Source organism: Paenibacillus sp. FSL K6-1330 (genome assembly GCF_037976825.1).
GTDB lineage: Bacteria > Bacillota > Bacilli > Paenibacillales > Paenibacillaceae > Paenibacillus_AQ.
Genome location: NZ_CP150269.1, coordinates 3,512,684 through 3,535,121 on the forward strand (window position 1 = coordinate 3,512,684; position 22,438 = coordinate 3,535,121).

General features: G+C 47.6%; 18 protein-coding genes. 13 read left to right on the plus strand and 5 right to left on the minus strand.

Annotated features, from left to right (window positions below):
• Nucleotides 1-19 precede the first annotated feature (19 nt).
• The 4 genes from NYE54_RS15905 to NYE54_RS15920 are packed head-to-tail and all read right to left on the minus strand — an operon-like array spanning nucleotide 20 to nucleotide 4,229.
• Entirely contained in the window at nucleotides 20-1,258 is a 1,239-nt protein-coding gene (locus tag NYE54_RS15905; RefSeq protein WP_339273116.1) for a Ger(x)C family spore germination protein, read from the minus strand.
• Nucleotides 1,259-1,290: 32 nt separating this feature from the next.
• The gene (locus tag NYE54_RS15910) at nucleotides 1,291-1,500 is read right to left on the minus strand and encodes a CLC_0170 family protein (RefSeq protein ID WP_076323349.1); all 210 of its coding nucleotides are present in this window, start codon (nucleotides 1,498-1,500) and stop codon (nucleotides 1,291-1,293) included.
• Nucleotides 1,497-2,591 (minus strand): endospore germination permease, encoded by a 1,095-nt coding sequence (locus tag NYE54_RS15915; RefSeq protein ID WP_339273118.1) that lies wholly within the window; start codon nucleotides 2,589-2,591, stop codon nucleotides 1,497-1,499. Before NYE54_RS15915 ends, NYE54_RS15910 begins: the two co-directional genes overlap by 4 nt.
• A gap of 3 nt (nucleotides 2,592-2,594) precedes the next feature.
• Nucleotides 2,595-4,229, minus strand: a complete 1,635-nt coding sequence (locus NYE54_RS15920; protein ID WP_339273120.1) for a spore germination protein — start codon at nucleotides 4,227-4,229, stop codon at nucleotides 2,595-2,597.
• A 265-nt stretch (nucleotides 4,230-4,494) separates the two neighbouring features.
• Between NYE54_RS15920 and ric the strand changes: the two genes are divergently transcribed.
• The 8 genes from ric to NYE54_RS15960 all read left to right on the plus strand — a co-directional run bounded on the left by ric (nucleotide 4,495) and on the right by NYE54_RS15960 (nucleotide 14,517).
• Nucleotides 4,495-5,193, plus strand: a complete 699-nt coding sequence (gene ric / locus NYE54_RS15925) for an iron-sulfur cluster repair di-iron protein (protein WP_339273121.1) — start codon at nucleotides 4,495-4,497, stop codon at nucleotides 5,191-5,193.
• 468 nt (nucleotides 5,194-5,661) lie between these two features.
• Complete coding sequence (locus NYE54_RS15930) at nucleotides 5,662-7,116, plus strand: aldehyde dehydrogenase family protein (RefSeq protein ID WP_339273123.1); 1,455 nt, start codon at nucleotides 5,662-5,664, stop codon at nucleotides 7,114-7,116.
• An 18-nt stretch (nucleotides 7,117-7,134) separates the two neighbouring features.
• Nucleotides 7,135-8,004, plus strand: coding sequence for a methyl-accepting chemotaxis protein (locus NYE54_RS15935; protein WP_339273125.1), 870 nt, complete (start codon nucleotides 7,135-7,137; stop codon nucleotides 8,002-8,004).
• Between the two features lie 540 nt (nucleotides 8,005-8,544).
• Nucleotides 8,545-9,696 carry a GntR family transcriptional regulator gene (locus NYE54_RS15940; RefSeq protein ID WP_339273126.1) on the plus strand — a complete coding sequence of 384 codons (1,152 nt, stop codon included), beginning with the start codon at nucleotides 8,545-8,547 and terminating at the stop codon, nucleotides 9,694-9,696.
• A 33-nt stretch (nucleotides 9,697-9,729) separates the two neighbouring features.
• The gene (locus NYE54_RS15945; RefSeq protein WP_339273128.1) at nucleotides 9,730-10,548 is read left to right on the plus strand and encodes an MBL fold metallo-hydrolase; all 819 of its coding nucleotides are present in this window, start codon (nucleotides 9,730-9,732) and stop codon (nucleotides 10,546-10,548) included.
• Nucleotides 10,549-10,589: 41 nt separating this feature from the next.
• Entirely contained in the window at nucleotides 10,590-11,696 is a 1,107-nt protein-coding gene (locus NYE54_RS15950) for an extracellular solute-binding protein (protein ID WP_339273130.1), read from the plus strand.
• Nucleotides 11,697-11,782: 86 nt separating this feature from the next.
• The gene (locus NYE54_RS15955) at nucleotides 11,783-12,811 is read left to right on the plus strand and encodes an ABC transporter ATP-binding protein (RefSeq protein ID WP_339273131.1); all 1,029 of its coding nucleotides are present in this window, start codon (nucleotides 11,783-11,785) and stop codon (nucleotides 12,809-12,811) included.
• Nucleotides 12,808-14,517, plus strand: coding sequence for an iron ABC transporter permease (locus NYE54_RS15960; protein ID WP_339273133.1), 1,710 nt, complete (start codon nucleotides 12,808-12,810; stop codon nucleotides 14,515-14,517). Before NYE54_RS15955 ends, NYE54_RS15960 begins: the two co-directional genes overlap by 4 nt.
• 257 nt (nucleotides 14,518-14,774) lie before the next feature.
• Here NYE54_RS15960 and NYE54_RS15965 read toward each other — a convergent pair whose 3' ends face one another.
• Nucleotides 14,775-15,719 carry a 2-dehydropantoate 2-reductase N-terminal domain-containing protein gene (locus NYE54_RS15965; RefSeq protein ID WP_339273135.1) on the minus strand — a complete coding sequence of 315 codons (945 nt, stop codon included), beginning with the start codon at nucleotides 15,717-15,719 and terminating at the stop codon, nucleotides 14,775-14,777.
• 237 nt (nucleotides 15,720-15,956) lie between these two features.
• Between NYE54_RS15965 and NYE54_RS15970 the strand changes: the two genes are divergently transcribed.
• From NYE54_RS15970 to NYE54_RS15990, 5 genes are all read left to right on the plus strand, one after another.
• The gene (locus NYE54_RS15970) at nucleotides 15,957-16,529 is read left to right on the plus strand and encodes a TetR/AcrR family transcriptional regulator (protein ID WP_339273137.1); all 573 of its coding nucleotides are present in this window, start codon (nucleotides 15,957-15,959) and stop codon (nucleotides 16,527-16,529) included.
• Between the two features lie 134 nt (nucleotides 16,530-16,663).
• Complete coding sequence (locus NYE54_RS15975; RefSeq protein ID WP_339273139.1) at nucleotides 16,664-17,383, plus strand: response regulator transcription factor; 720 nt, start codon at nucleotides 16,664-16,666, stop codon at nucleotides 17,381-17,383.
• Entirely contained in the window at nucleotides 17,380-18,531 is a 1,152-nt protein-coding gene (locus tag NYE54_RS15980) for a HAMP domain-containing sensor histidine kinase (RefSeq protein WP_339273140.1), read from the plus strand. Before NYE54_RS15975 ends, NYE54_RS15980 begins: the two co-directional genes overlap by 4 nt.
• Before the next feature lie 98 nt (nucleotides 18,532-18,629).
• A complete protein-coding gene (gene bahA / locus NYE54_RS15985) occupies nucleotides 18,630-20,888 on the plus strand; it encodes a bacitracin amidohydrolase BahA (protein WP_339273142.1) in 2,259 nt (752 codons plus the stop codon).
• Between the two features lie 201 nt (nucleotides 20,889-21,089).
• Nucleotides 21,090-22,379, plus strand: coding sequence for a class II aldolase/adducin family protein (locus NYE54_RS15990; protein WP_339273144.1), 1,290 nt, complete (start codon nucleotides 21,090-21,092; stop codon nucleotides 22,377-22,379).
• The last annotated feature ends 59 nt before the right edge of the window (nucleotides 22,380-22,438 follow it).

Sequence of the window (22,438 nt, forward strand, 5' to 3'; positions counted from 1 at the left end):
AATACCATGACCGGCACCATTATTCTGCCTTCATCCCAATTCTTCGAACTTTGGACGTCACACGATAATCAAAGGTTACGTTTTTATAGATTTCACCCCATTGCTCTGCAGATTTAACATGGCTTTTCCAATACGATGGTTCTTTGGCTCTTACCAATTCGCCGAATCCGAATATATCGGATTCTTTTTTTTGCGTCTTTTGGATTAATCCGATTAATAATTCTGTAATGGAACGCTCATTCTCGCGAGCAATTTCCTCCAGAATTTTCGAGTTATCTACCGGGATGGTATCAGAGTTTTTTTCTTCGATATTAATCTCCGTTGTCGCCGTGATCGTAAAATGGGGCATACCGTTCTTGATATCAACTTTAATTTCCGATTCCCGGTTCGTCGCATGGATTGTTACGACCTGGGAATCGTCCCCAATATGGATAATTCCCCGGTATCCTGCCGGACTGATTCCCTTGATGACCAGGTATCCGGCAATTTCAATTGGTTTTGTCACACCTACCATTTTGGCTCCTTTAAAAAAAGCCATTCCGCTGATTTCCACGTTATCCCCCTTCATGATTTTGATATAAGGCAGAAATCCCTCCTGACCTTTCTTCGAGGAATTGCTCCAGAACGTCCCAATGTAGTTACTCGGAAATTTGCCATGCTTTACGGCATCGTCCAATGTGGATGCTAGATACAGCGCCGGGACACGTTCCAGTTTTGGTGCTGCTTGCATATGATTTTTTGCTTTTCCTTTCGATATCATTAACCAGGCCATACGGCGAACCTCAGCATTACGGTGTAGATAGTCGTTTAAATTCTCTATTCCTTTTCTGGCAAACTCTTCGGATACAACGATGACGCGGAGATGGCCAAAAAACAGTTTGCCTGATATTTGCTGCTGTAAATTCATCATGGCGTCGTCGACCGTGTGTCCTACAACATCGAGCACCCACACGGTTTCTTGCTCACCTTCTCCCGAACCGCCGCCTTCACCAGGCCCGAGCGGTATTCTGCCGGGAAGCGCAATTTGAACGGATAGTTGGATTAATTCCTGTTTCGGAGCAGGATATTTCCCGCGAAGATGAGATATTTCATCCTCACGTGCCTCAGCATCCTTATCAGCCGTATCGATCGATATCCCTAGAACGACAGCACGCTCTTCAATCTCCATCCGATCCCAGCATCCTGTCAGGAGTGAGCACGATAGAAGAAGGACGATCATGAATTTTACGTTTTGATTAACGCTTATTCTTGTACTCATTGAAATCCTCCTACAACTGTGAATATGCTCTCTCACACCAGGACTTTGACAAGGACGATACCCAGGAACAAAACCGTTACGAACGCGATATTGATCCAGCCCAACACGCGAGATACTTTTTTTTCCTTGGCCATGTTCGACTGATCATACTTATACGTATCGATGAACAGGTTGAACAAACCAGAAAACACCCAGATCATTATGGCGACATCCAAATAACCGCTGTAAATTTCTCCGATCATTTGGATTTCCCTCTTTTTTTGCGCAGTTTGGCGATGATAAGCAGTACTCCGGGATAAACGATCGTAATCAGCAGTCCGAATTTGGATATCACGCTGTTCACTTCATTCAAATGAATCAAGCTTTGGGGCAGCATGGCCAAGACGAACAGAAACGGAAGGATGAAGAAGGACAGCATCCCATGATCAGCTAACCGGAATAACTTGCTTATCGAGTAAATCGTAAAGTAGTAACAAGAGAACAAGGATGTAAATACAGCTGTTACCCAGACAGCAAGGAAGACCGCATCCAAACGTTCCAGTACATTGGCAGGTAATGAAGTTGCTTTTGCCAGCTCCAGTGTCGGCCACAATAGCTTCTTCGTTTCCTCTGCCCCAAACACGCTAACCGTTGCCGAGACAATTAATATATACAGCACCCCGGTGATCAGCATCGCCCATATGCTGGAGCGCATCGCTCTTTCCGGTTTGCACATGGCAGGGATGACCATCATCATAATAAAGTATCCTTGGAACATGGTGGACAATGTAATAATGCCTGCCGGTATTCCTCGAATTTCATTCCCCATCACAGGAAGAACATTGACGATTTCCGCGTTTTTTAACGACAGGGCGACGATCAAGAGCGCAGGAATTAGGATAAAGGGGCTGTAAAATAAATGAATGTAAGCAAAGGTCATAATATTTCGGCGTGAAGAAAAAGCAGCCAGGAGCAGCATGACCAGTACAGTCACCTCCAATGGCGTATTTTTCAAAACGGCTGTGACAACAACCTCACCGAACTCCCTTGCAACAAGAGAGCTTAAAACGGCAAAGAATGCAATGGATAGAAGGCCTCCGATTCTTCCGAGCCATTTGCCGATGATGATCTCGCTATACTCGATGTAAGAGTCATTCGGGAACCGCATGCCAAGCCGGGTCATGAAAAAAAGTCCGACAAATGCAAGCAGCATTCCCAAAAAAGTGACTAACGGAGCTCCTGCATCTGCGGCCTTCACCGCAGCCAAGGGAAGTGCAAGAACGCTTACTCCAACTATGGTGCTGATTGTAACGGCAGCAGCCTGCGTGACAGTGATTTGGCGCTGTTCATTCATAAGTTAACGCCCTTTCTCGTCGTTAGGATGGACGGGATCCATAATATGGGATGAAGAATGATCCACCTGTTCCTTCATGTGATCACCCATTCTTGTCTTGCTAATCGGATGGAGGAAGGAAGGCCGATTCTTCATCTTCCACAACGGCCCACGGGTCAGGAGATCCCGCATGCCTTGGAAGTTGCCAGGCACAAATGGGCTTATGTATGGGACCCCGAACGATTTAAGTGACAATAAATGATTGGTAATCAAAATGATTCCGACCATGACGCCATATAGACCGAAGATACCGGCTAAGATGATCAGCGGAAAACGAAGCAGGCGAAGAGCCAGAGCCGCATTGTAGGCCGGCGTTGCAAAAGAGCCAATGGTCGTTAAAGCGATAATAACGACGGTTATCGGGCTCGCGAACCCGGCTGCTACCGCAGCCTGGCCGATGACCAGCACGCCGACAATAGATAAAGCGCCGCCTACCTGTTGCGGCAATCGTATGGTAGCTTCCCTTAAAACCTCCATTGAGATTTCAATGACAAGCACTTCGATCATGGCAGGGAAAGGTACGCCTGCACGCCCGCCGGCAACGGCGACCGCAAATTCTGTGGGGATCAGCTCAGGATTGAACGAAATAATCGCCACATACAGCGAGGGAAAGACCAATGAAAATACTAGAGCAACCAGACGGGATAGTCGGATCGCACTCATCAGAACGAAGCGTTCGGTATAATCTTCAACGGTCTGATAGAACTGGCTAAACACGGTAGGCGCGATCAAGGCCAGAGGGGAGCCATCGACCAAGATGGCGACTCTTCCTTCCAGCAGATTCGCCACGACTTTGTCAGGTCGCTCGGTATACTGGATTTGCGGAAAGGGAGACCAATGGTTGTCTTCGATGAATTGCTCCAAATAACCTGAATCCAGAACGGCGTCGATTTCAATGGCATCCAGCCGCTTTTGTACTTCTTTGATGATTCCGGGATTGGTTATGCCGTCCATGTAACACATGGCAACTTTGGATTTGGTTTTCGTTCCGATCTCCATGGATTTCACGCGAAAATCTGGGGTTTGCAGCCGGTAGCGGAGTAGAGAGATATTGGTCCCCAGGGACTCTATAAATCCCTCTCTGGCTCCGCGGATTACCTGCTCCGTCGCCGGCTGCTCAATAGCGCGCTGCGTGATCTGACGTGTGTCAATGATAATCGCCTCGTCCAGCCCTTCAATGGCAACGACGGATTGCCCCCTTAGCAGGTTGTCGGTCAGAACGGAGATTTTCCTTTCCGAATACCCCTCGCTATGATAAAGCGTATCTTTCATGATGGTTTGCATTAACGCATCATGCGGGAGATTATTTACATCGATATGGCGCGGCCCATATTTGAGGGGCTTCAATATCGTGTTATTGATGACGGCATGATCCGTCATATCGGAGAAATACAACAATACAGCCGGATGCTGCCCGAACACATGGAAGCCAAATACAATAAAATCGTCACTATCTCCCAGAACCTGTTTGATTTCGGATATGGTTTCTTCCAGATTCACCGATATGTCCATATCCTCTGAGTTCTTCCCATTCGGATTGGCAGAAAGATTATCGCTATCGTTGGGTTGGTTCGAACCCGCCCATGTGGAAAATGACATTGTGTTTACACCTCTCCTAATTCAACCGGGGTCACAGCATTTGGATATTTCGATTAAGTATTTCCTCTGGTTGTTATTTTTATCAGAAAGAAGAAGTCTAAAAAGATGTTGCCTTGGCTCCCGTAGTTCTCCGATCCTGATCGTTCACATAGTGTTAGATTTTGGTATGACTGCAATCACATATACGAAGATAGGAGTTTCATATACTTGGGTTGTAAGAGTGAAATAGTTCACAAAGACGCATTTAGTCTAAGGAGGTTTGAACATGAGTTCATTCACGCTTCAGAGTCAGGTATCCGATATCGTTACATCCATTCCGCAAACCGCGGATTTATTCCGATCACTTCGCATTGATTTTTGTTGTGGAGGGCAGGTGCCTTTGGAAGAGGCGGCTAAACAGCGCAATTTGGAACCCGCCGCCGTTTTGGAGCAGGTTCGGTCCGTGGAGAGCAAGTTTGCAGATTATCAAGAAAGCCGTCCGGCTTCACTGAAGGAATCCGAACTGATTGAATACATCCAGCAGAAACATCATGCCTTCTTGCGGGATGAATTACCTGCTTTAACGCCGTATGTGACGAAATTAGCCCGCGTTCATGGGGAGCATCATCCCGAACTTCTTCGGGTGCAGGAGCTTTTCTCCGATCTGAAAAAAGAACTGCTGGATCATACGAAGGATGAAGACGAGCATGTATTTCCGCTCATTTTGAAATTTGTTGCAGAGCCTAACCACCAGGCTGCAGCGGAGCTTAAGCCGCATGTGTCTGAACTGGAACATGAACATGCTCAAGCAGGCAAACTGCTACAGGAGCTCCGGGAAGTAACCGCTGATTTCGAACTTCCGTCGGATGCCTGCGGTACGTATCGGTTGGTCTATCAACGGTTGGCGATGCTTGAAAAGGACACCTTCGAGCATATCCATCTGGAAAACAACATCTTGTTCGAACGGATTCGTCAAGCGGTATAACCTTGATGACCGTGTGAAAGTGAATTAACGCATGCTGGATTAATATTAATTGCAAAATAACGTGGCGTCCCAAAAGTAGATTTAGTTGCTTGACGTACGGCTCTCATAAACAGAAAGTGTGTCAAATAAAGCCATGGCGGTGCTCAGGATGTTATTCCCACACCGCTATGGCTTCTGTTTTGATCATTGGCTGTTCTCCCTTGCTCAGAACCATTCCAAGAAATGTTGGGGCAACAGCGATGGTAGGAACGATTCGTACATGGAGCGTCTTCTAGCAGCAAGAAGGGGGGCTCCCGGAAGATCTAAGATCTTTTGAGACACCCCCGTTATTATTCTGCACTTATTTAACGTATAGACTCCCTTGCTCTAGGAGGGAGAAGAGGTCAAAGAAAATTCACTTAACAATTACCTGTTTTTAGTCGATAATTATATTGATCAGTTGGAATTATTCGACACAGGAGGGTTCATATGGATTACTCGAAATTAGGAAAACAATTCATAGCCGGGGAATGGCGAGACGGTAAGAGCGGTAAAACGCTGCCTGACATCAATCCATACAATGATGAGGTCATTACTGCTTTTCAAATCGCAAACGTTGCAGACATTGATGACGCATATCAGGCTGCCAATCAAGCTAAGCTGGAATGGGACAAGGTTAATGCTTACCAGAAACGAGACATTCTTGAAAATGCCGTTAAATATATTGAATCGCATGAGGAAGACATTTCCTCCATTATTGTTCAAGAGCTGGGCGGAACACGTCTGAAGGCGGCGTTCGAGATCGGTCTTGTGAAGAATATGATTAAGGAAGCGGCTACGTTCCCCCTTAGAATGGAGGGAAAGATTTTACCTTCCACAGAGGATGGCAAGGAGAACCGCCTGTATCGGATCCCGGCTGGCGTGGTTGGGGTTATCAGTCCATTTAACTTTCCTTTCTTCTTGTCCATGAAGTCTGTCGCCCCAGCATTGGGTGCTGGCAATGGCGTCGTGCTGAAGCCACATGAGGATTCGCCGATTACGGGCGGAACCCTGATCGGGAAGATTTTCGAAGAAGCGGGCGTACCGAAGGGTTTGTTGAATGTTGTGGTGACAGATATTAAGGAAATTGGCGATGCGTTCGTTGAGCATCCGATTCCGAGAATCATTTCTTTCACAGGTTCGACTAAGGTCGGAAGCCATATTGGTCAACTGGCCGTCAAGCACTTCAAGAAGCCGCTGCTTGAGCTCGGCGGGAACAGCGCGTTCATTATCCTGGAAGATGCTGATATCGATTACGCGGTACAAGCGGCGACATTCAGCAGATTCACACATCAAGGCCAGATCTGTATGTCGGCCAACCGGATTCTTGTACAGAAGTCGATCTATCAGGAGTTTGTAGATAAATACAAAGAGAAGGTTTCTACCCTGACAACAGGTGATCCGAGCGATCCACAGACCATTATCGGACCCGTCATCAACCATCGGCAGGCAGAGACACTGCAGAAGCTGATTGAGAAGGGCATTGAGCAAGGTGCAGTTCCATTGGTGCGAGGGAATATCACCGGCAGAATGGTGGAGCCTACCGTCCTTGTCAATGTCAAACCGGATATGGAGGTAGCACAAGAGGAGTTGTTCGGCCCGGTTGTGTGCATCATCCCATTCGAAACGGAAGAGGAAGGCATTGCCATTGCCAACGATACACGTTTTGGCCTTAGCGGGGCTATTCACACCTCCAATCTTGAACGTGGTGTAGAAATGGCGAAGAAGGTCCATACAGGCATGATCCATGTGAATGATGTAACAATTAACGACGAACCCATTGTAGCATTTGGCGGAGAGAAGCAGTCGGGGTTGGGGCGTCTGAATGGGCAATGGAGCCTGGATGAATTTACGACCATGAAGTGGATATCGGTTCATTACGGGCAAAGGAAATTCCCGTATTAAGGGTTGGGGGAGATAGGCATGAATAATGTGACTGAAGAGCAAACACAGCATGAGCTGATTAGTGCCTTTGTAAAGGTAGCTCCATTGCTGAAAAGTCTAACGAATGATGATATCACGATTGGCATTTATGATACGGAGAAACTTATCATTAATATTCCGGGCAAAACCTTCTCGCTGAATGTGAGCCCGGGGGACCCGCTTGTTGAGGGCGATATTGTCACCAATGCGATTCGGAATAATACAGCTTTATCGGCTGTCGTTCCGAAAGAGCTGTTTGGATTTCCGCTGGCTGCGCGCGCGATCCCACTGCACGATCATCAGGGTAGGGTTATCGGCGGCGTAGGCATGGGGACAAGTCTCGAAAAAGCGAATGCGCTGTTTGAGATGGCCGAGAGTTTTTCGGCAATTGTCGAACAGACCACCGCATCCATTGGAGATATCAGTCAATCGATTGCTCACCTAACCGAACGTGTGACCGACGTAACGAACCAAATGACGGACGTCAGCTCCAGTGCGCAGCAGATTGGGAAGATTTCCAGCGTTGTTAAGGAGATTTCGGATCAGAGCAACATGTTAGGCCTTAATGCTTCTATCGAAGCGGCGAGAGCGGGGGAAGTCGGAAGGGGCTTCTCGGTTGTTGCCGATGAGATTCGGAAGCTGGCGACAAGCTCCAAAGAGAATGTGGACCAGATTAATGGTATCACGAAGAATATTCAGGAATTTTTGCAGCGGTTGAATCATGCTTTTTCCGATATCCACACCCTAACCGATACCCAGTCAAGGGCGATTCAGGAATTCTCTACAACGATCCATGAGATTAGTATCAAAGCTGAGGAGCTAGCGCAGGTTGCTGAAGAAAGCCTACATGCAAAAGAAAACAAGCAATAGAAAATCACGGTGCTTACGTACATATAGACATGGATGGCCGCATATCTTTTGCGGCTTTTTTCTTTTGACGGCAATTATTTTGTAGAAAAGTGATTTTAGACCAATTTTTCGATTCGTAGCGTATTTCATAGGCTCGATTTTCTGGTCGATAATCAGGTGTTAAAGACGAAGGTGAAATATGTATTCTTGGCGGTTTCTAAAGAGGCCGATTTCACGTTTGATAGCGTAATTTAACGAAGCTTAACCCTGAATCGATAGAATCAAGCTCTAAAAAACCTACCTAACCGGCAGGTTTTTTTTCGTTGATCGGGGAAATGGCAATAGCTTGCATGGTGTAGGGTACCTTGAAAGCAAACATATGAAGCGAATTAATATATCACTGATATATAATTTTTGATTCAGGACCGCAGCATTGAGATTTAACATAGAATTTACAAGGCTTTTACAAATATATCATTGAATATGTCAGTGACATTCATTAAGTTTAAATTAGATCCCTTGCGGATTACGAGTCGACTCAACGATTAGAGGGATAATTTGATGAAAGAAGTACGTTTGATTAAACAGAATCAATTATATCACCGGGTGGCGGATCAGGTAATCGAGATTATTCAGAGCCGTAGGCTGCGGCCGCATGATCCTGTTCCATCCGAAGGAGAGCTTGCCAAGCTGTTCGGCGTGAGTCGAATGACGAGCAAGCTGGCGCTTCAAAAGCTGGCAGAGCAGGGACTGGTGTACCGCCTGCCCCGAAGAGGGACCTTTCTTGCCCAGCCGCTAGAAGGATTGATGGCCGAGGGAGGAACTTCTCCCCAGGTCACCGAGGCGGCGCCGAGTGTGGACAGGCCGTTCGGACAGATCGCACTCATTATGCCCCATCTATCTGATTACACTTCCAGAATCATCGCCGCCGCCGAGGCTGAAGTGCGAAAGCACGGGTGCGACCTCATTTTAAAAATGACGAAGGACTGCGACGATGAAGATCTTTGTCTGGAAAGGCTGGCCGAAGGAGGGATCACCGGTATCATTCTGTTTCCTCAGGGGCGGAAGACCTGCAGCGATCAGGTGCTGCGACTAAAGTTGCGCAAACTGCCGCTGGTGATCATCGATCGTATTTTCCATGAAGTGGAGATCGATTGCGTGTATCACGACCACTATATGGGCTCTTATCAAATGACGAAGTATTTGATCGAGAAGGGGCACCGGGAAGTCGGATACACTTCGAATCCGATCGACAATATCACAAGCCGGAAGGAACGGTATCAAGGCTATATCCAAGCGCTGCTCGACCATAAAATTCCGGTGAAGATCCAGAACATTCATTTTCGAAGCGTCGCTTGCGATACCAGCCGCATTAATGAGTGCGATCCGGAACAGGAGCGGTTTATTCAGGACAACCCCCGGATGACGGCCATCATGTGCGGGGATGACCATGTCGCCATCTCGACCATTCACACCGCACTGCAAATGGGTATTCCGGTTCCTGAAAAGCTGTCCATCGTCGGGTTCTCCGATATCCAGTTAGCGGCATATATTCCGACCCCGCTTACGACGGTTCGACAAGATACCGAGAAACTTGCCCGATCGGCCGTTGATTTGCTGATGAAGCGCGTTGGCAACTCCAACGAGAATCCAATCACCATTAAAATTCAAACATCGATTGTAGAACGACAATCCGTTCAGTCCAGGACGTAAAATGGATCACTACAGTGGCAAGGAGACATAACTTTGAAAATTCACTTTCTAGGAACTGCAGCCGCAGAGGGCTTTCCCAATGCCTTTTGCCGCTGCGAGCATTGTAACAAAGCGCGAGAGCTTGGGGGAAAAAATATCCGCACGCGAACTTCCGCCATCATGGACGATGTCATCAAGTTTGACTATTCCCCGGATTCCTATATGCAGGCGCTGCGGGACAATATCGATCTGGGAGCAATCGAGCACCTGTTGGTCACGCATTCGCATTCGGACCATTACAATGCCGTTGATTTGGAATGCCGCAGGGAAGGAATTGCGCACGGCCTTCAGCATCCGATGCACATTTATGGGAATGGTACGGTGATGCATCACACGCGTGCCGCCATCGGCCGCTTTGAAGGACAAAGGTATCAATTCCATCTGTTGCGCCCGTTTGAGACCTTCGCTATGGGCGATGCAACGGTAACGCCATTGTTGGCGGATCATGACCGCATGGAAACCTGTCTGTTATACGTGATCGAAAAGGAAGGAAAAAAACTGCTGTACGGGCACGATTCGGGCTGGTTCCCGGATGCGACATGGGCATGGTTAAAGGGCAAAAATCTGGATTGCGCCATCCTCGACTGCACGCATGGATATACGGGGAACTCCCGCGACCGCAATCATATGTGCGTCGAGACGGTGCTGGAAGTCCAGCGCGAGTTCCAAAAAGAAAATATCCTGAAGCCTAAAGGCCAAATCGTCGTCACACATTTTAGCCATAATTCCAAGCTGCTTCATGAGGATTTTGTCCGCATCTTCAGCCCATTCGGAATTTTGCCGGCATATGACGGGTTGATCATCAACATTTAAACCAAATAAAATGACACGATCAAAGGAGAGTTAAGGGAATCATGAGAAAACTTTCAATGGCGCTACTTCTCATTATGTGTGTGATTGTATCGGCTTGCGGAGGCGGCAACAATGCCGGCAATGCAAACTCGGGCACTTCGGAGTCAGGGGCTCCGGCCGGGTCGGAATCGTCGTCTACGGAACCGGTCCAGAATGAAAAGTTGATCGTGTATACGAATGCGAACTCTGACGGCCGCGGCGAATGGCTGATTGAGAAAGCGAAAGGTGCGGGCTTTGACATCGAAATTGTCGGAGCGGGCGGCGCCGACTTAACGAACCGGTTGATTGCCGAGAAGAACAACCCGATCGCGGACGTCGTATACGGCTTGAACAATATGCTTTATGAGAATTTGAAAAAGGAAGACGTTCTGGCTAAGTTTGTTCCAAGCTGGGCCGGAGATGTGGAGCAGGGCTTGAACGATCCGGAAGGCTACTATCATGGCCTTGTGAAGCAAGCGATTTTGCTTGGGTATAACCCGAACGAATTCACGGCCGATACCGCGCCAAAGGACTGGACCGACCTTTATAAGAACGATACGTACAAAGGGAAGTACGAAGCTCCTACCCTGCTTGGGCAAAATACGCCTCGTCTTATTGTAGCGGGCATTCTGACCCGTTTCCAAGATCCGAATGGTGATCTCGGTATATCCGAGGAAGGCTGGAATGAAATTCAGCAATTGTATGACAACGGCGTCAGCGCAGTCGAGGGCGAAGACTTCTATGCCAATTTGGCCAGCGGGAAAACGCCGCTAGGGGCGCTCGTTTCCGGAACCCTGCAGCAGAAGGAAGAGCAATATAAAGTGAAAGCAGGCATTGTCAGTCCCGAAGTCGGCGTACCGATGGTCGTGGAACATGCAGCGCTCGTGAACGGAACGAAGAAACAGGCAACGGCGGAGCGGTTCGTGGAATGGCTCGGATCCAGCGAAATTCAAGGAGAATTTGCGGCTGAGTTCAATGCCATGCCGGCAAATACAAAAGCGGTCGAGCAAGCCAATGATTCCGTCAAGGAGCTGTTTACTTCGTTAAAACCACAAGATTTCGATTGGGCCTTTATTGCCGAAAACATGGATCTGTGGGCGGAGAAAATCGAGTTGGAGATTATGCACTAAATAACGGAATGGAGTCAAGCCGGCTGCATATTGGAACGCCAATATGCAGCCGTTCATTCAAGTACAACAAAAAGGAAGATAATAATATGATTACATTCCAGAACGTTGACATTAAATTCGGAGAATTTCATGCGGTCAAAAACCTTAATTTGCATATTCGGGAAGGGGAATTCTTCACGTTCCTCGGTCCCTCGGGTTGCGGGAAGACGACGACCCTCCGCAGTCTGGTTGGGTTTATTATACCTACGAGCGGACAGATCCTGCTGAAAGACACCGACATTACCCGTTTGCCGATTGAAAAAAGAGAGATCGGGATGGTATTTCAAAGCTATGCGCTGTTTCCGACGATGAATGTGTACGAGAATATCGCTTTTGGCTTGCGTGTCAAGAAGTTTTCCAAGGCGGAAGTGGACCAGAAGGTAAAGGACATTGCCCGGAAGGTTGATCTGAAAGATGATCAGCTATTCAAGAAAGTATCGGAACTATCCGGCGGCCAGCAGCAGCGCGTTGCGATTGCCAGGGCGCTGGTTTTGAAGCCGAGCATCTTGGTACTGGACGAGCCTTTATCCAACTTGGACGCCAAGCTGCGGGTACAGCTGCGCAATGAGCTGAAACAATTGCAGAAGAAATTCGGGATCACAACGATTTATGTCACGCACGACCAGGAAGAAGCGTTAACGCTGTCCGACCGGATTGGCGTATTCAATCATGGGGTCCTGGAGCAAGTGGGCACGCCCATGGAAGTTTACAATCAATCTCAAACCGAGTTTGTATGCAATTTCATAGGAGATATTAATCGGATCGATCCACGGATGGTAGAGAACAGCCGGTTAAAGGATATTGTTCAGCCAGGGAATATCGCCTATATCCGCAATGAGAAGGTAAGCCTGCAACCCCTGCAGGGGATCGATACGGTCCAACTGAAAGGCAAGATTGCAGACCGGGAATTTTACGGTTTATACAGCAAGTACGTATTGGAGATTGCCGGCGGCGGACGGTTAAAAATCATCGAAATAGAAAGCCCGCTCGTTCATCATGAGGTCGGCGACGATGTGGACATCTACCTCCCGGTCCGCGATATTTTGCAATATCCGATGAAGGAGGGGGAAGCATGAAAGCCCGGAACCTGAGCACCCGGCTGGCTTCCATAAACCCTTTCTCGATCCTTTTATACGGGTTGATTGTCTGGTTTGTCATTGCTTTCCTGATTTATCCGAACTTGAATATTTACGGCGAAATATTCTTTAAGGACGGCAAATTTACGCTGGAAGCGGCAGAGAAGCTGCTGTCGTCCGAACGCGCGATGAGAAGTTTATACAACAGCTTTATTCTCGCTTTTTCGCTTGTCATTACGGTAAATGTGGTGGGCATTACGCTGGTTTTGATTTCGGAATATTTCGATATCAAAGGCGCGAAGATTTTGCGGTTGGGTTACTTTACGACCCTGATTTATAGCGGAGTCGTGCTGGTGTCCGGCTATAAATTCGTCTATGGCGAAGAGGGGTTTATGACCAAGCTCTTAGTTCAATTGTTCCCTTCTTTTGATACGACATGGTTTCATGGCTATTGGGCGGTTCTATTCGTCATGACGTTCGCCTGCACGTCCAATCACTTTCTGTTCCTGAGCAATGCGATTCGCAAAATCGACTTCCAAACGGTGGAAGCCGCGAGAAATATGGGGGCGTCTACTGGGTATATCCTATGGCGGGTCGTACTTCCGGTCCTGAAGCCTACGATCTACGCGCTGACGATCCTGACTTTTCTTACCGGCCTGGCTGCGACGTCCGCGCCGCTTATCCTCGGGGGCAAGGAATTCCAGACGATTACGCCAATGATTCTGACATTCTCGAGAAGCATGACGTCAAGAGACTTGGCTGCGCTGCTGGCTCTTATTCTCGGAGTGGCCACACTGGTGTTGTTGACCGTGATGATCCGGTTCGAACGTAAGGGCAACTTTATGTCGGTCTCCAAAGTCAAATCGGAGCTGGTCAAACAAAAAATCCGCAGCAAAGCCGGTAACATAGCCGCTCATATTCTGGCTTACGGCCTGTTTGTTCTCTACATCGTTCCGGTTGTGCTGATCATCATCTTTTCGTTCACCGATGCGGCCAGTATCTCGACCGCCACGTTGAATTTGAACAGCTTCACGTTGGATAATTACATTCAAGTGTTTTCATCCATGTCGGCATTCAGGCCTTATCTCGTAAGTATTCTATATGCCGCGGCAGCCTCGGTCATTGTCGTCGCATTGGCGCTGGCCGCGTCAAGGATCTTACATAAATATAAGAACAAGTGGGCGCTTGCCCTCGAATACGCATTGCTGATTCCGTGGATTCTTCCGTCCACGCTGATTGCAATCGGACTGATCGTAACCTTTAACACACCGAAGCTGATGATCGGGAATACGGTGCTGGTTGGCACGGTCTGGATGCTTCTGATTGCCTATGTCATCGTCCATATTCCTTTCACCCTGCGAATGGTCAAGGCCTCCTTCTTCAGCTTGGACAGCAATCTGGAAGACGCTGCAAGGAATTTGGGTGCCAAACCGTTCTATACATTCAGAAAAGTATTGCTGCCGATCATTCTACCGTCGACGCTAGCTGTTCTTGCCTTGAATTTCAACGGAATTTTGGCCGATTATGACGTTACCGTGTTCCTCTATCATCCTTTGTACCAGCCGTTAGGAATCGTCATCAAGAACAGTACGGATGCGCAGGCGCTAGCAGATACCAAAGCGTTGACATTGGTTTATTCAGTGATATTGATGATCATGTCCTCCGTTACTTTATATTTCGTTTATGGAAGAAACAGCAGATCCTGAGGGCACCGGGTTTACTTGTCACACAGGGACATGCTCGGTACAACTAGATAACACCAGCGATCCGTAAAGAGGTTTTTCCACTATGAAAAAGACAACGGTTAGGGAAACAACCGATTCCACTCATAAAATATCGAAGATTGAAGCTTCAGTTAAGGCCCGCCGGAAGGTTCATAAAATCTCTGCTCGTTGGTTGAGCAGAGATTTTTTTGCGAACATATTTCTTACCAGGCTAAGCTATAGATCAATAAAGCCATCATCTATGATCTCTGAATAGGCGCGGAATAATGTTGGAGCTCATCCCAATTGGGTGTCGCCATGTTCGCGCGAATTTTCAATTGATCAAAAGCTTGCTGTAACGCAGTCATCTCGTTTGATGACACAGCCTTATCACTCAGCAGGATTCTGCCAATCGGGGTTGATAACATTATTTTCAACAGGATGTAGAACAGCTTCCTTTTTTCACGGGCGAATTGCTTTTGAGCAGCAGGCGTAACCGTAAATCCGTTTTTCTCCAACACTTGATGCCCTTCATCTACAGCATGGATAACAAGCTTGAGAAGCTTTTTGTCTTTTGCGGCTCTGCGCAAATTACCGTGATATGTAGAAGCAATGGAATTCAATGCCAAGATCATGACATAATGACTTTTCAGCCACTCATTCATATTGTTCTGGTATGTCCACTTATATTTGGTGTTAACCAAAGCCTGGTCGATCACCGATCGCCAAGACAGATCCTCGCCTAAACCCCCGATATTGATTTTGGTTCTTGGTCCGCGCACGCTAATGACCCGGCCATTCTCTCTCCAGCCAGCGATCGACTGAAAAGCGAAAGCAACCTTTTTCGCTACCGGACTATGGGTGTGCAAATACTCCTCCATTTCCCCAGGACTCGCATTGTTGCCCATTATTACGATGTGGCTGCTATGGTTCGCTGCAAGCGCAGGCAGTACCGCTTCGAAATCCGGATATTTCATCACAACAAAAATAAGATCATAAACATCGTTTGGCTGTAGTTCCCGGATCACCCTTACGTTATGAACCGTTGTTTGGAACTGAAAATAATGCCGAATGACATTGCCGCTTTTTTCCAACTCATCCGCTCGTTGTCCTCTGGCCAGCATCGAGACGTTGTGACCTCCACGCACCAGCTCGTGGGCTAAATAACTGCCCAGAACCCCAGCGCCATAAACCAATATTTTCATAGTAACTCCTCCATTAGGGTTAAACGATTTGATCAAACTGTTTTTCTCAAACACTTATTTTTGTTTTCAGTATAGTTTTTAAATAATTGATGCAATATTTAAAAATTACAGCTTGATTCTATATGGATATCGACCGGACTGTCAAGAAGTTTTTAAATATAGACCCCGAAATTTAAAAACTACTCTTTTTATGGTAAACTACTTGTAGCGACGAATACGGGAAGTGAGTGAAAACGGATGAATAAATTCGAGATAAGAACGCAGCAAAAGAAGGATGCGATCATTCATGCCGCATTAAAGCTTTTTAAAGAAAAAGGCTTCATCCATGTCAGCATCAAGGACATTGCCGAAGAATCCGGTGTATCGTCTGTATCGCTGTATAACTACTTCGGCAGCAAAGAAGGGGTGGTTATTGAATGTGCGAACGTTCTGATGCAAAATACCATCCATATGGCCAAGGAGCTGTTGAAGCAAAATATCGAGTTTAAAGACAAGCTATCCCAAGTACTGGAGATCTGTGCTGAGCATGACTATCAATTGCTTTCTACACCGGGTGCCGTTGAGGATCAGGTGCTGGCGAGCTTATATAGTGAAAACACCAATAAAATTAGAACTGGGCTTATTCAGGAATTTATTGAGCTGGGGATGAAGGAAGGGGCCATTCATTCTTCTGTTTCTCTGGAGACCCTTTTGGAATTATTAAGTGTTGTCGGGACGCTCCAAGCTTCCTGGGCAAGATCCGGGAATTATAAAAATAAGATGGCTGAACTTAACCAGCTTCTCTTGTATGGTTTCGTTGGACGCCACTAAAATCAATCATAAAATGACCTCCGACGATCCAGCTAGGAGGTTATTTGCGCTTAACGATGCTTACGGAAACAACGCAAAAAAGGAAATCAGCCCCCCAAGGAGAACCATATACTACTTGAAGGAGGATGCTTTTTATGCCTAAAACCATACTTGTTGTCGATGATGATCCGGATATTATAGATATGCTTAAACTTTATCTGGAGGCAGAAGGATATAGGACTTTGGAGGCTTTTGACGGGAGAGCAGCCCTAGAGCATCTACAAAGCAAGCACGTGGATCTCGCACTCTTTGATATCATGATGCCGTTCATCGACGGATTCCAGTTGCTCCGCATGATGCGGCAGGATTATAAAATCCCGGTCATTCTCATTTCGGCCAAAAATCAGGAACTTGATAAAATAACCGGTCTCAAGCTGGGGGCAGACGATTATGTGTCCAAACCGTTCAGCCCGCTCGAAGTGATGGCGAGAATTCAGGCCCAGTTAAGACGTTCTTATGAGTTTAATGAGCTGTCAGAGTCGGAAGCTCCCACGTTATCCGAAACCTGCGTCGGGGACTTGCTGCTGGATCACCGCGAATGCATGTTGTACCTCAAGGGAACACCGATTTCACTCAGCGCTATTGAGTACAAATTATTGAAGCTGTTCATGGGGGAACCGGGGCGCGTATTTACGAAAAAGATAATTTTTGAACAAGCCTGGGGCGAGCATTATCTGGCTGACGATAACGCCGTCATGGTCCAAATCAGCAGGCTGCGCGATAAAATCGAAGTTTGTCCGAGGAAACCTGTTTATATCAAAACCATTCGCGGGCTCGGATACCGATTTGCGAAAAAAGATGAGTTACAGCCATGAAATCTCCTAATCGTCTGCAGCGTTCGCTGATTCGCCAATATATTTTTTTCTTTGTTACGATTGCACTTATTGCCGTGTTTTCGCTATTTGTATTAAATGCGTTGATCATGGATTATTTTATGGAGGCTACCGGACCGGTCAAGACGGAGGCTGGAGTCATGGGCAGTCCAACAGCCTTGCCAGGCATGGACAGCGATCAGCATGAGAGAGTATTTTATAAAATGGCCTTCCAAGCCCTGCTGCTCTTTCTCGCATTGTTTGCAATTACCGTTTATGTCTTCGGAAGATGGACGGCTTCCCGGCTCACCACCCCGCTTAGTTCCATAGCGGACGGCATACGGAACATCGCCAGCGGACACTACCACAAAAGACTGAATTTTAAAGCGAGTTATGAGCTTGCGGAAATTCAGGACGATTTCAATGCTATGGCGGAGCGGCTTGAACGTATGGAGAGGGAAAAGCGAGAGCTTGCGGAGAGCAAGCAGCGAATGCTGATCGACATTTCCCATGACCTGAAGACACCGATGACGACCATTCAGGGTTATATCGAAGCGATGGAAGTGGGGCTCGTCGATTCGGAAGAGAAAAGGCAAAAAATCCTGCGTTTGATTTCCGACAAAGCCAGTCTGATGTCAGAGCTGATTGACGGTATCTTCGAGCTCTCCAAGCTGGATAGTCCCGACTATCCTCTTGCTGTTGAGGCATCCGACATTTCAGAATTCACAAGGGAAATTGCAGCTGAGTATTACGAGGTGTTCGAAGAACAGAAGTTTCATTTTAAGTACGATATTCCCGATTGTGAGATCATCGTCCCATTCGACGCCACCTGGTTATACAGGGCGGTTTCTAATATCCTGTCCAACGCAATCCAATACAACCCGCCCGGTACAACTGTTGAATTGAAATTGGCAGCGACGGGAAAAGGAGTCGAAATCCACGTTTCGGACGATGGCATCGGAATCCCGGATGTTATGAAGGAAACGATTTTTGATGCCTTTGTCCGTGGAGACCAAGCCCGAAAAAGCGATGGGGGTACGGGTCTGGGACTTGCCATTGCCAAACAAGTGGTAGAAAAACATGGGGGTAACATCACGCTGACCACGAACGGGCAAACGAAATTCGTTCTTTTTCTTCCTAACGAATTGTAAGATTACTGAAAGATTCGAGAAAGTGCAGAGAAAGAATGATCCGGTAACCTAAGGAGTAGAAACATCTACTATATAGGTATGCAGGAGGACTGGAGAGATTGGAAATACAAAGAGAGAAAGAAAAAGAGAAGGGTGGCACTTATTTTCGAAGAATAATTGTAAACCGGAAGCGCCGGGGGAGGTTATCCCCTGGATGGAAGGGTGCGTCGCTTGGGCTTGGCGCCATCGCCTTTATCCTGATTCTGATACAGGCCAATTATCTATTGACGGGGCATGGTATCGGTAAATTCATCGTAGGTACATTCCTGTTTGTCTTAGCGGCAGCGCTTGTAAGCGGCCTGGCTGCTTTATTGCTGCACGGGGTCAAAAAACTGCCAAGCCGTTATATTTGGATATTGCTGTGCTCACTCATCATGCTTTTATTCTGTTTTATTGGGCCGCTGGAAGTATCGGTAGTTTTCATCGTGTTGTTTGCCGTTGTTTTTTCTTTGTTTGGTGCATTGGTTTATAAATTTGCAACGGGAAGCTACAAGCAAGCGTCCAAAACCAGGAAAATCGGCGCCATAGCCTGTTTGTCCCTGATCACTATCGTGATTGGAGCCGGCAGCTTCTGGTTGATTCGGGCCGGGGATGAAGCCACTCCGGACGTGACCTTGAAACAGCTGAAAACTTCAGCCCGATATGATGACACGGCGATGAAAAACCCTGCCGAACAAGGTGAGTATTCAGTCAAAAGCCTGTTATACGGAAGCCCCGACAACTACAGGAAAGAGTTTAACCAAAGCGGTTCCCTAACCACTCAAACGGTGGATGCGTCCAAGTTTGTTGAGAAATGGTCGTCCTTGCGTACGAAGTCGCTTGGATTTGGACCCGAGGCCTTGCCGTTAAACGGTAAAGTGTGGTATCCCGAAGGGGAGGGTGCCTTTCCGCTTGTTTTGATCGTACATGGTAATCACTTAATGAATGATTATTCCGATCCGGGTTATGAATATCTCGGCAGGCTGCTGGCTAGTAAAGGGTATATTTTTGTCTCTGTGGATGAAAATTTCCTTAATGTCTCTCCATACGAGGATATGTTCCTGATTAGCCCGCTGCTGAGTGAAAATCCGGCAAGAGGCTTACTGCTGTTGGAGCATTTGCAAACCTGGAAGGGATGGAACCGTGATCCGGACCATCCGTTTTATCAAAAGGTCGATATGGAACGAATCGCCCTCATCGGGCATTCCCGAGGCGGCGAAGCGGTCGCGATCGCGGCAGCCTATAACAAGCTCAGCCGTCATCCGGACCATGGCCACATCAAGTTTGATTATAACTTTTCGATCCGTTCTCTCATTTCCATTGCGGGAACGGACGGGTATTATAAGCCCCAAGGTAAACTTCTACCGCTGCAAGACGTGAATTATCTAGCTTTGCATGGAGCTCATGATATGGATGTCAACAGCCTGGACGGTGCGAAGCAATATCACCGGATTCGTTATACCAAGGGTACAAATTACATGAAATCGCTGGTCTATATTTATGGAGCCAACCACGGCCAGTTTAACGGAGGCTGGGGCAGAGGGGATGTAGCAGGCTTGGGGAACCAACTGTTTAATCTACGTCAAATTATGCCGCAGGATGAACAGGAAACCATCGCAAAAGTGTTCATATCTTCGTTTCTGGATGCCACGCTGAAGGACCAACGGCAATACCGGGAGGTGTTCAGAGATTTGGGTTATGCCAAGGAATGGCTCCCCGATACCCTGTACATCGGCAATTATTACGATTCGCAAACGATCTTACTGGCGGATTATGAGGAAGACGTTGATTTGCAGAGCACCACAATTCCCGGCGGCAGCCTGATGGGCGAGAACCTCCAGCAATGGAAGGAGGAAAAGGTGAAAGTTAAAATGGGCGAAGCGGAATACAGCGCCGTTCGCTTAGGCTGGAATTCGGAAGGCTCGCCTGGGCCCCCATCCTATACGGTTACTTTGCCGGACCATGGGGTGAGAACAGGGAAGGAAAGCTCCATCGTATTTTCGCTGGCGGATGCCCGTGGGAAAGAGGAAATCAGCGACCCGAAAGAGCTTATCAATTTTACGATTACTGTCGAAGACAGGAAGGGCCATCAGGCAAATCTTCCCCTCAGCCATCTTTCCAAATTGCCGCCCGTAATTGAGGGTAAACTGTTGAAATGGCCGTTTTCGAATGCAGGTAATACTTCGGAACCCGTATTTCAATGCTATGATTTCCGTCTAGATGATTTCAACAAAATGAATCCGGAATTCAATCCAGAGCAGTTGAGCAAGATTCGTATTGAGTTCAACCTGACCGAGCGTGGAACCATTCTGCTTCGTGATATTGGCATTCGATCATAAACGATAAAAAGTCGCCTGAAATGGCGACTTTTCGTATTAGTACGCCGATCATGAACTTCTTGGAGCAGAACTGGTGGTACGAATCCTAATTTTCTACTTGTTATGTTTTTGCCACAATTATTCTCGAATATCAATAGAAAAAACAGTATAATAAAAACAAACAAAACTAAACAAACACAATCGGATAAGGCGGTGGTAAGAATGAATCTGGAATTTTTGCATCCGGCAGATCTGCTTCTTCAATTTATCAATCGTATTTACAATCATGGCATGACGACCACGTCCGGGGGTAATCTGTCGATCAAGGACCAGAACGGAGATATTTGGATCACACCGGCCGGGGTGGATAAAGGCTCATTAACCCGGATGGATATGGTATGCGTGAAGGAGAACGGCACGGTCCTGGGAATTCACAAGCCGTCCAGCGAGTTTCCGTTTCACAGGCTTATCTATCAAGCCCGTCCGGACTTGAAAGCGATCATTCACGCCCATCCGCCCGCACTGGTTTCGTTCAGCATTGTCCGGCGCATTCCGGATACCAGGCTGCTTCCGAACGAACGGCAGATTTGTGGCGAGATCGGGATCGCGCCTTACGCCCTGCCTGGAAGCGAGCAGCTCGGGGAGAACATTGCGGCTGTTTTCAAGCGCGGGATCGACACAGTTATGCTGGAGAACCATGGCGTTGTGGTCGGAGCTGGGGACCTTTCTCAAGCGTTTAACCGGTTTGAAACCCTGGACTTCTGTGCGCGGCTGGAGATCGAGGCGCGTCGACTCGGAAATCCCGTCCTGCTGACCGATGAGGATTACGATACCGTCCGCAACAAAAGCACGCTGCAGTTGGATACGTATATCTACGACACCTGCACGTCGGAGGAAAAAGAAATTCGCCGCGATATGTGCGCACTAATGCGGCGTGCGTATAAACAAGGTTTGTTCACCAGCACGCAGGGCACCTTTTCCCATCGATTGATTGGAAATGATTTTGTTATCACACCCTACGGTAAAGACCGCACCGATCTGGAACCGGGTGACCTTGTCCGTATAGAGAACGGCAAAGCTGAGGCTGGCAAACAGCCAAGCAGATCTGTCTTTCTGCATGAAGCGATCTACAAAATGCAGCCGCATGTCCATTCGGTCATTATCGCGCATCCTCCCAACATTATGGCATTTGCCGTAACCGATACCGCTTTCGATTCAAGAACGATTCCAGAGAGTTATATCTTGCTTCGCGGAATGCCAAAGCTTCCCTTTCATGCGGTTTACAACGAGCCTGAGCGTACCGCTTCGCTGTTTAAAGCGAATACGCCGATTGCCATCGTGAATAATAATTGTGTCATTGTTGCCGGTCAGAGTCTGCTTAACGCGTTTGACCGATTAGAAGTTGCCGAGTACAGCGCCAAATCCATTCTGTCGGCAAGAACGCTCGGCAATGTCATCCACATCGATGACGACCGGATTCGCGAGCTTGAAGCAGCGTTTCATCTAGAATAGGAAGATCATGGGATACCTCAGCTGTACGAAGGCTGTCGCGGTAATAGAGCGGCAGCCTT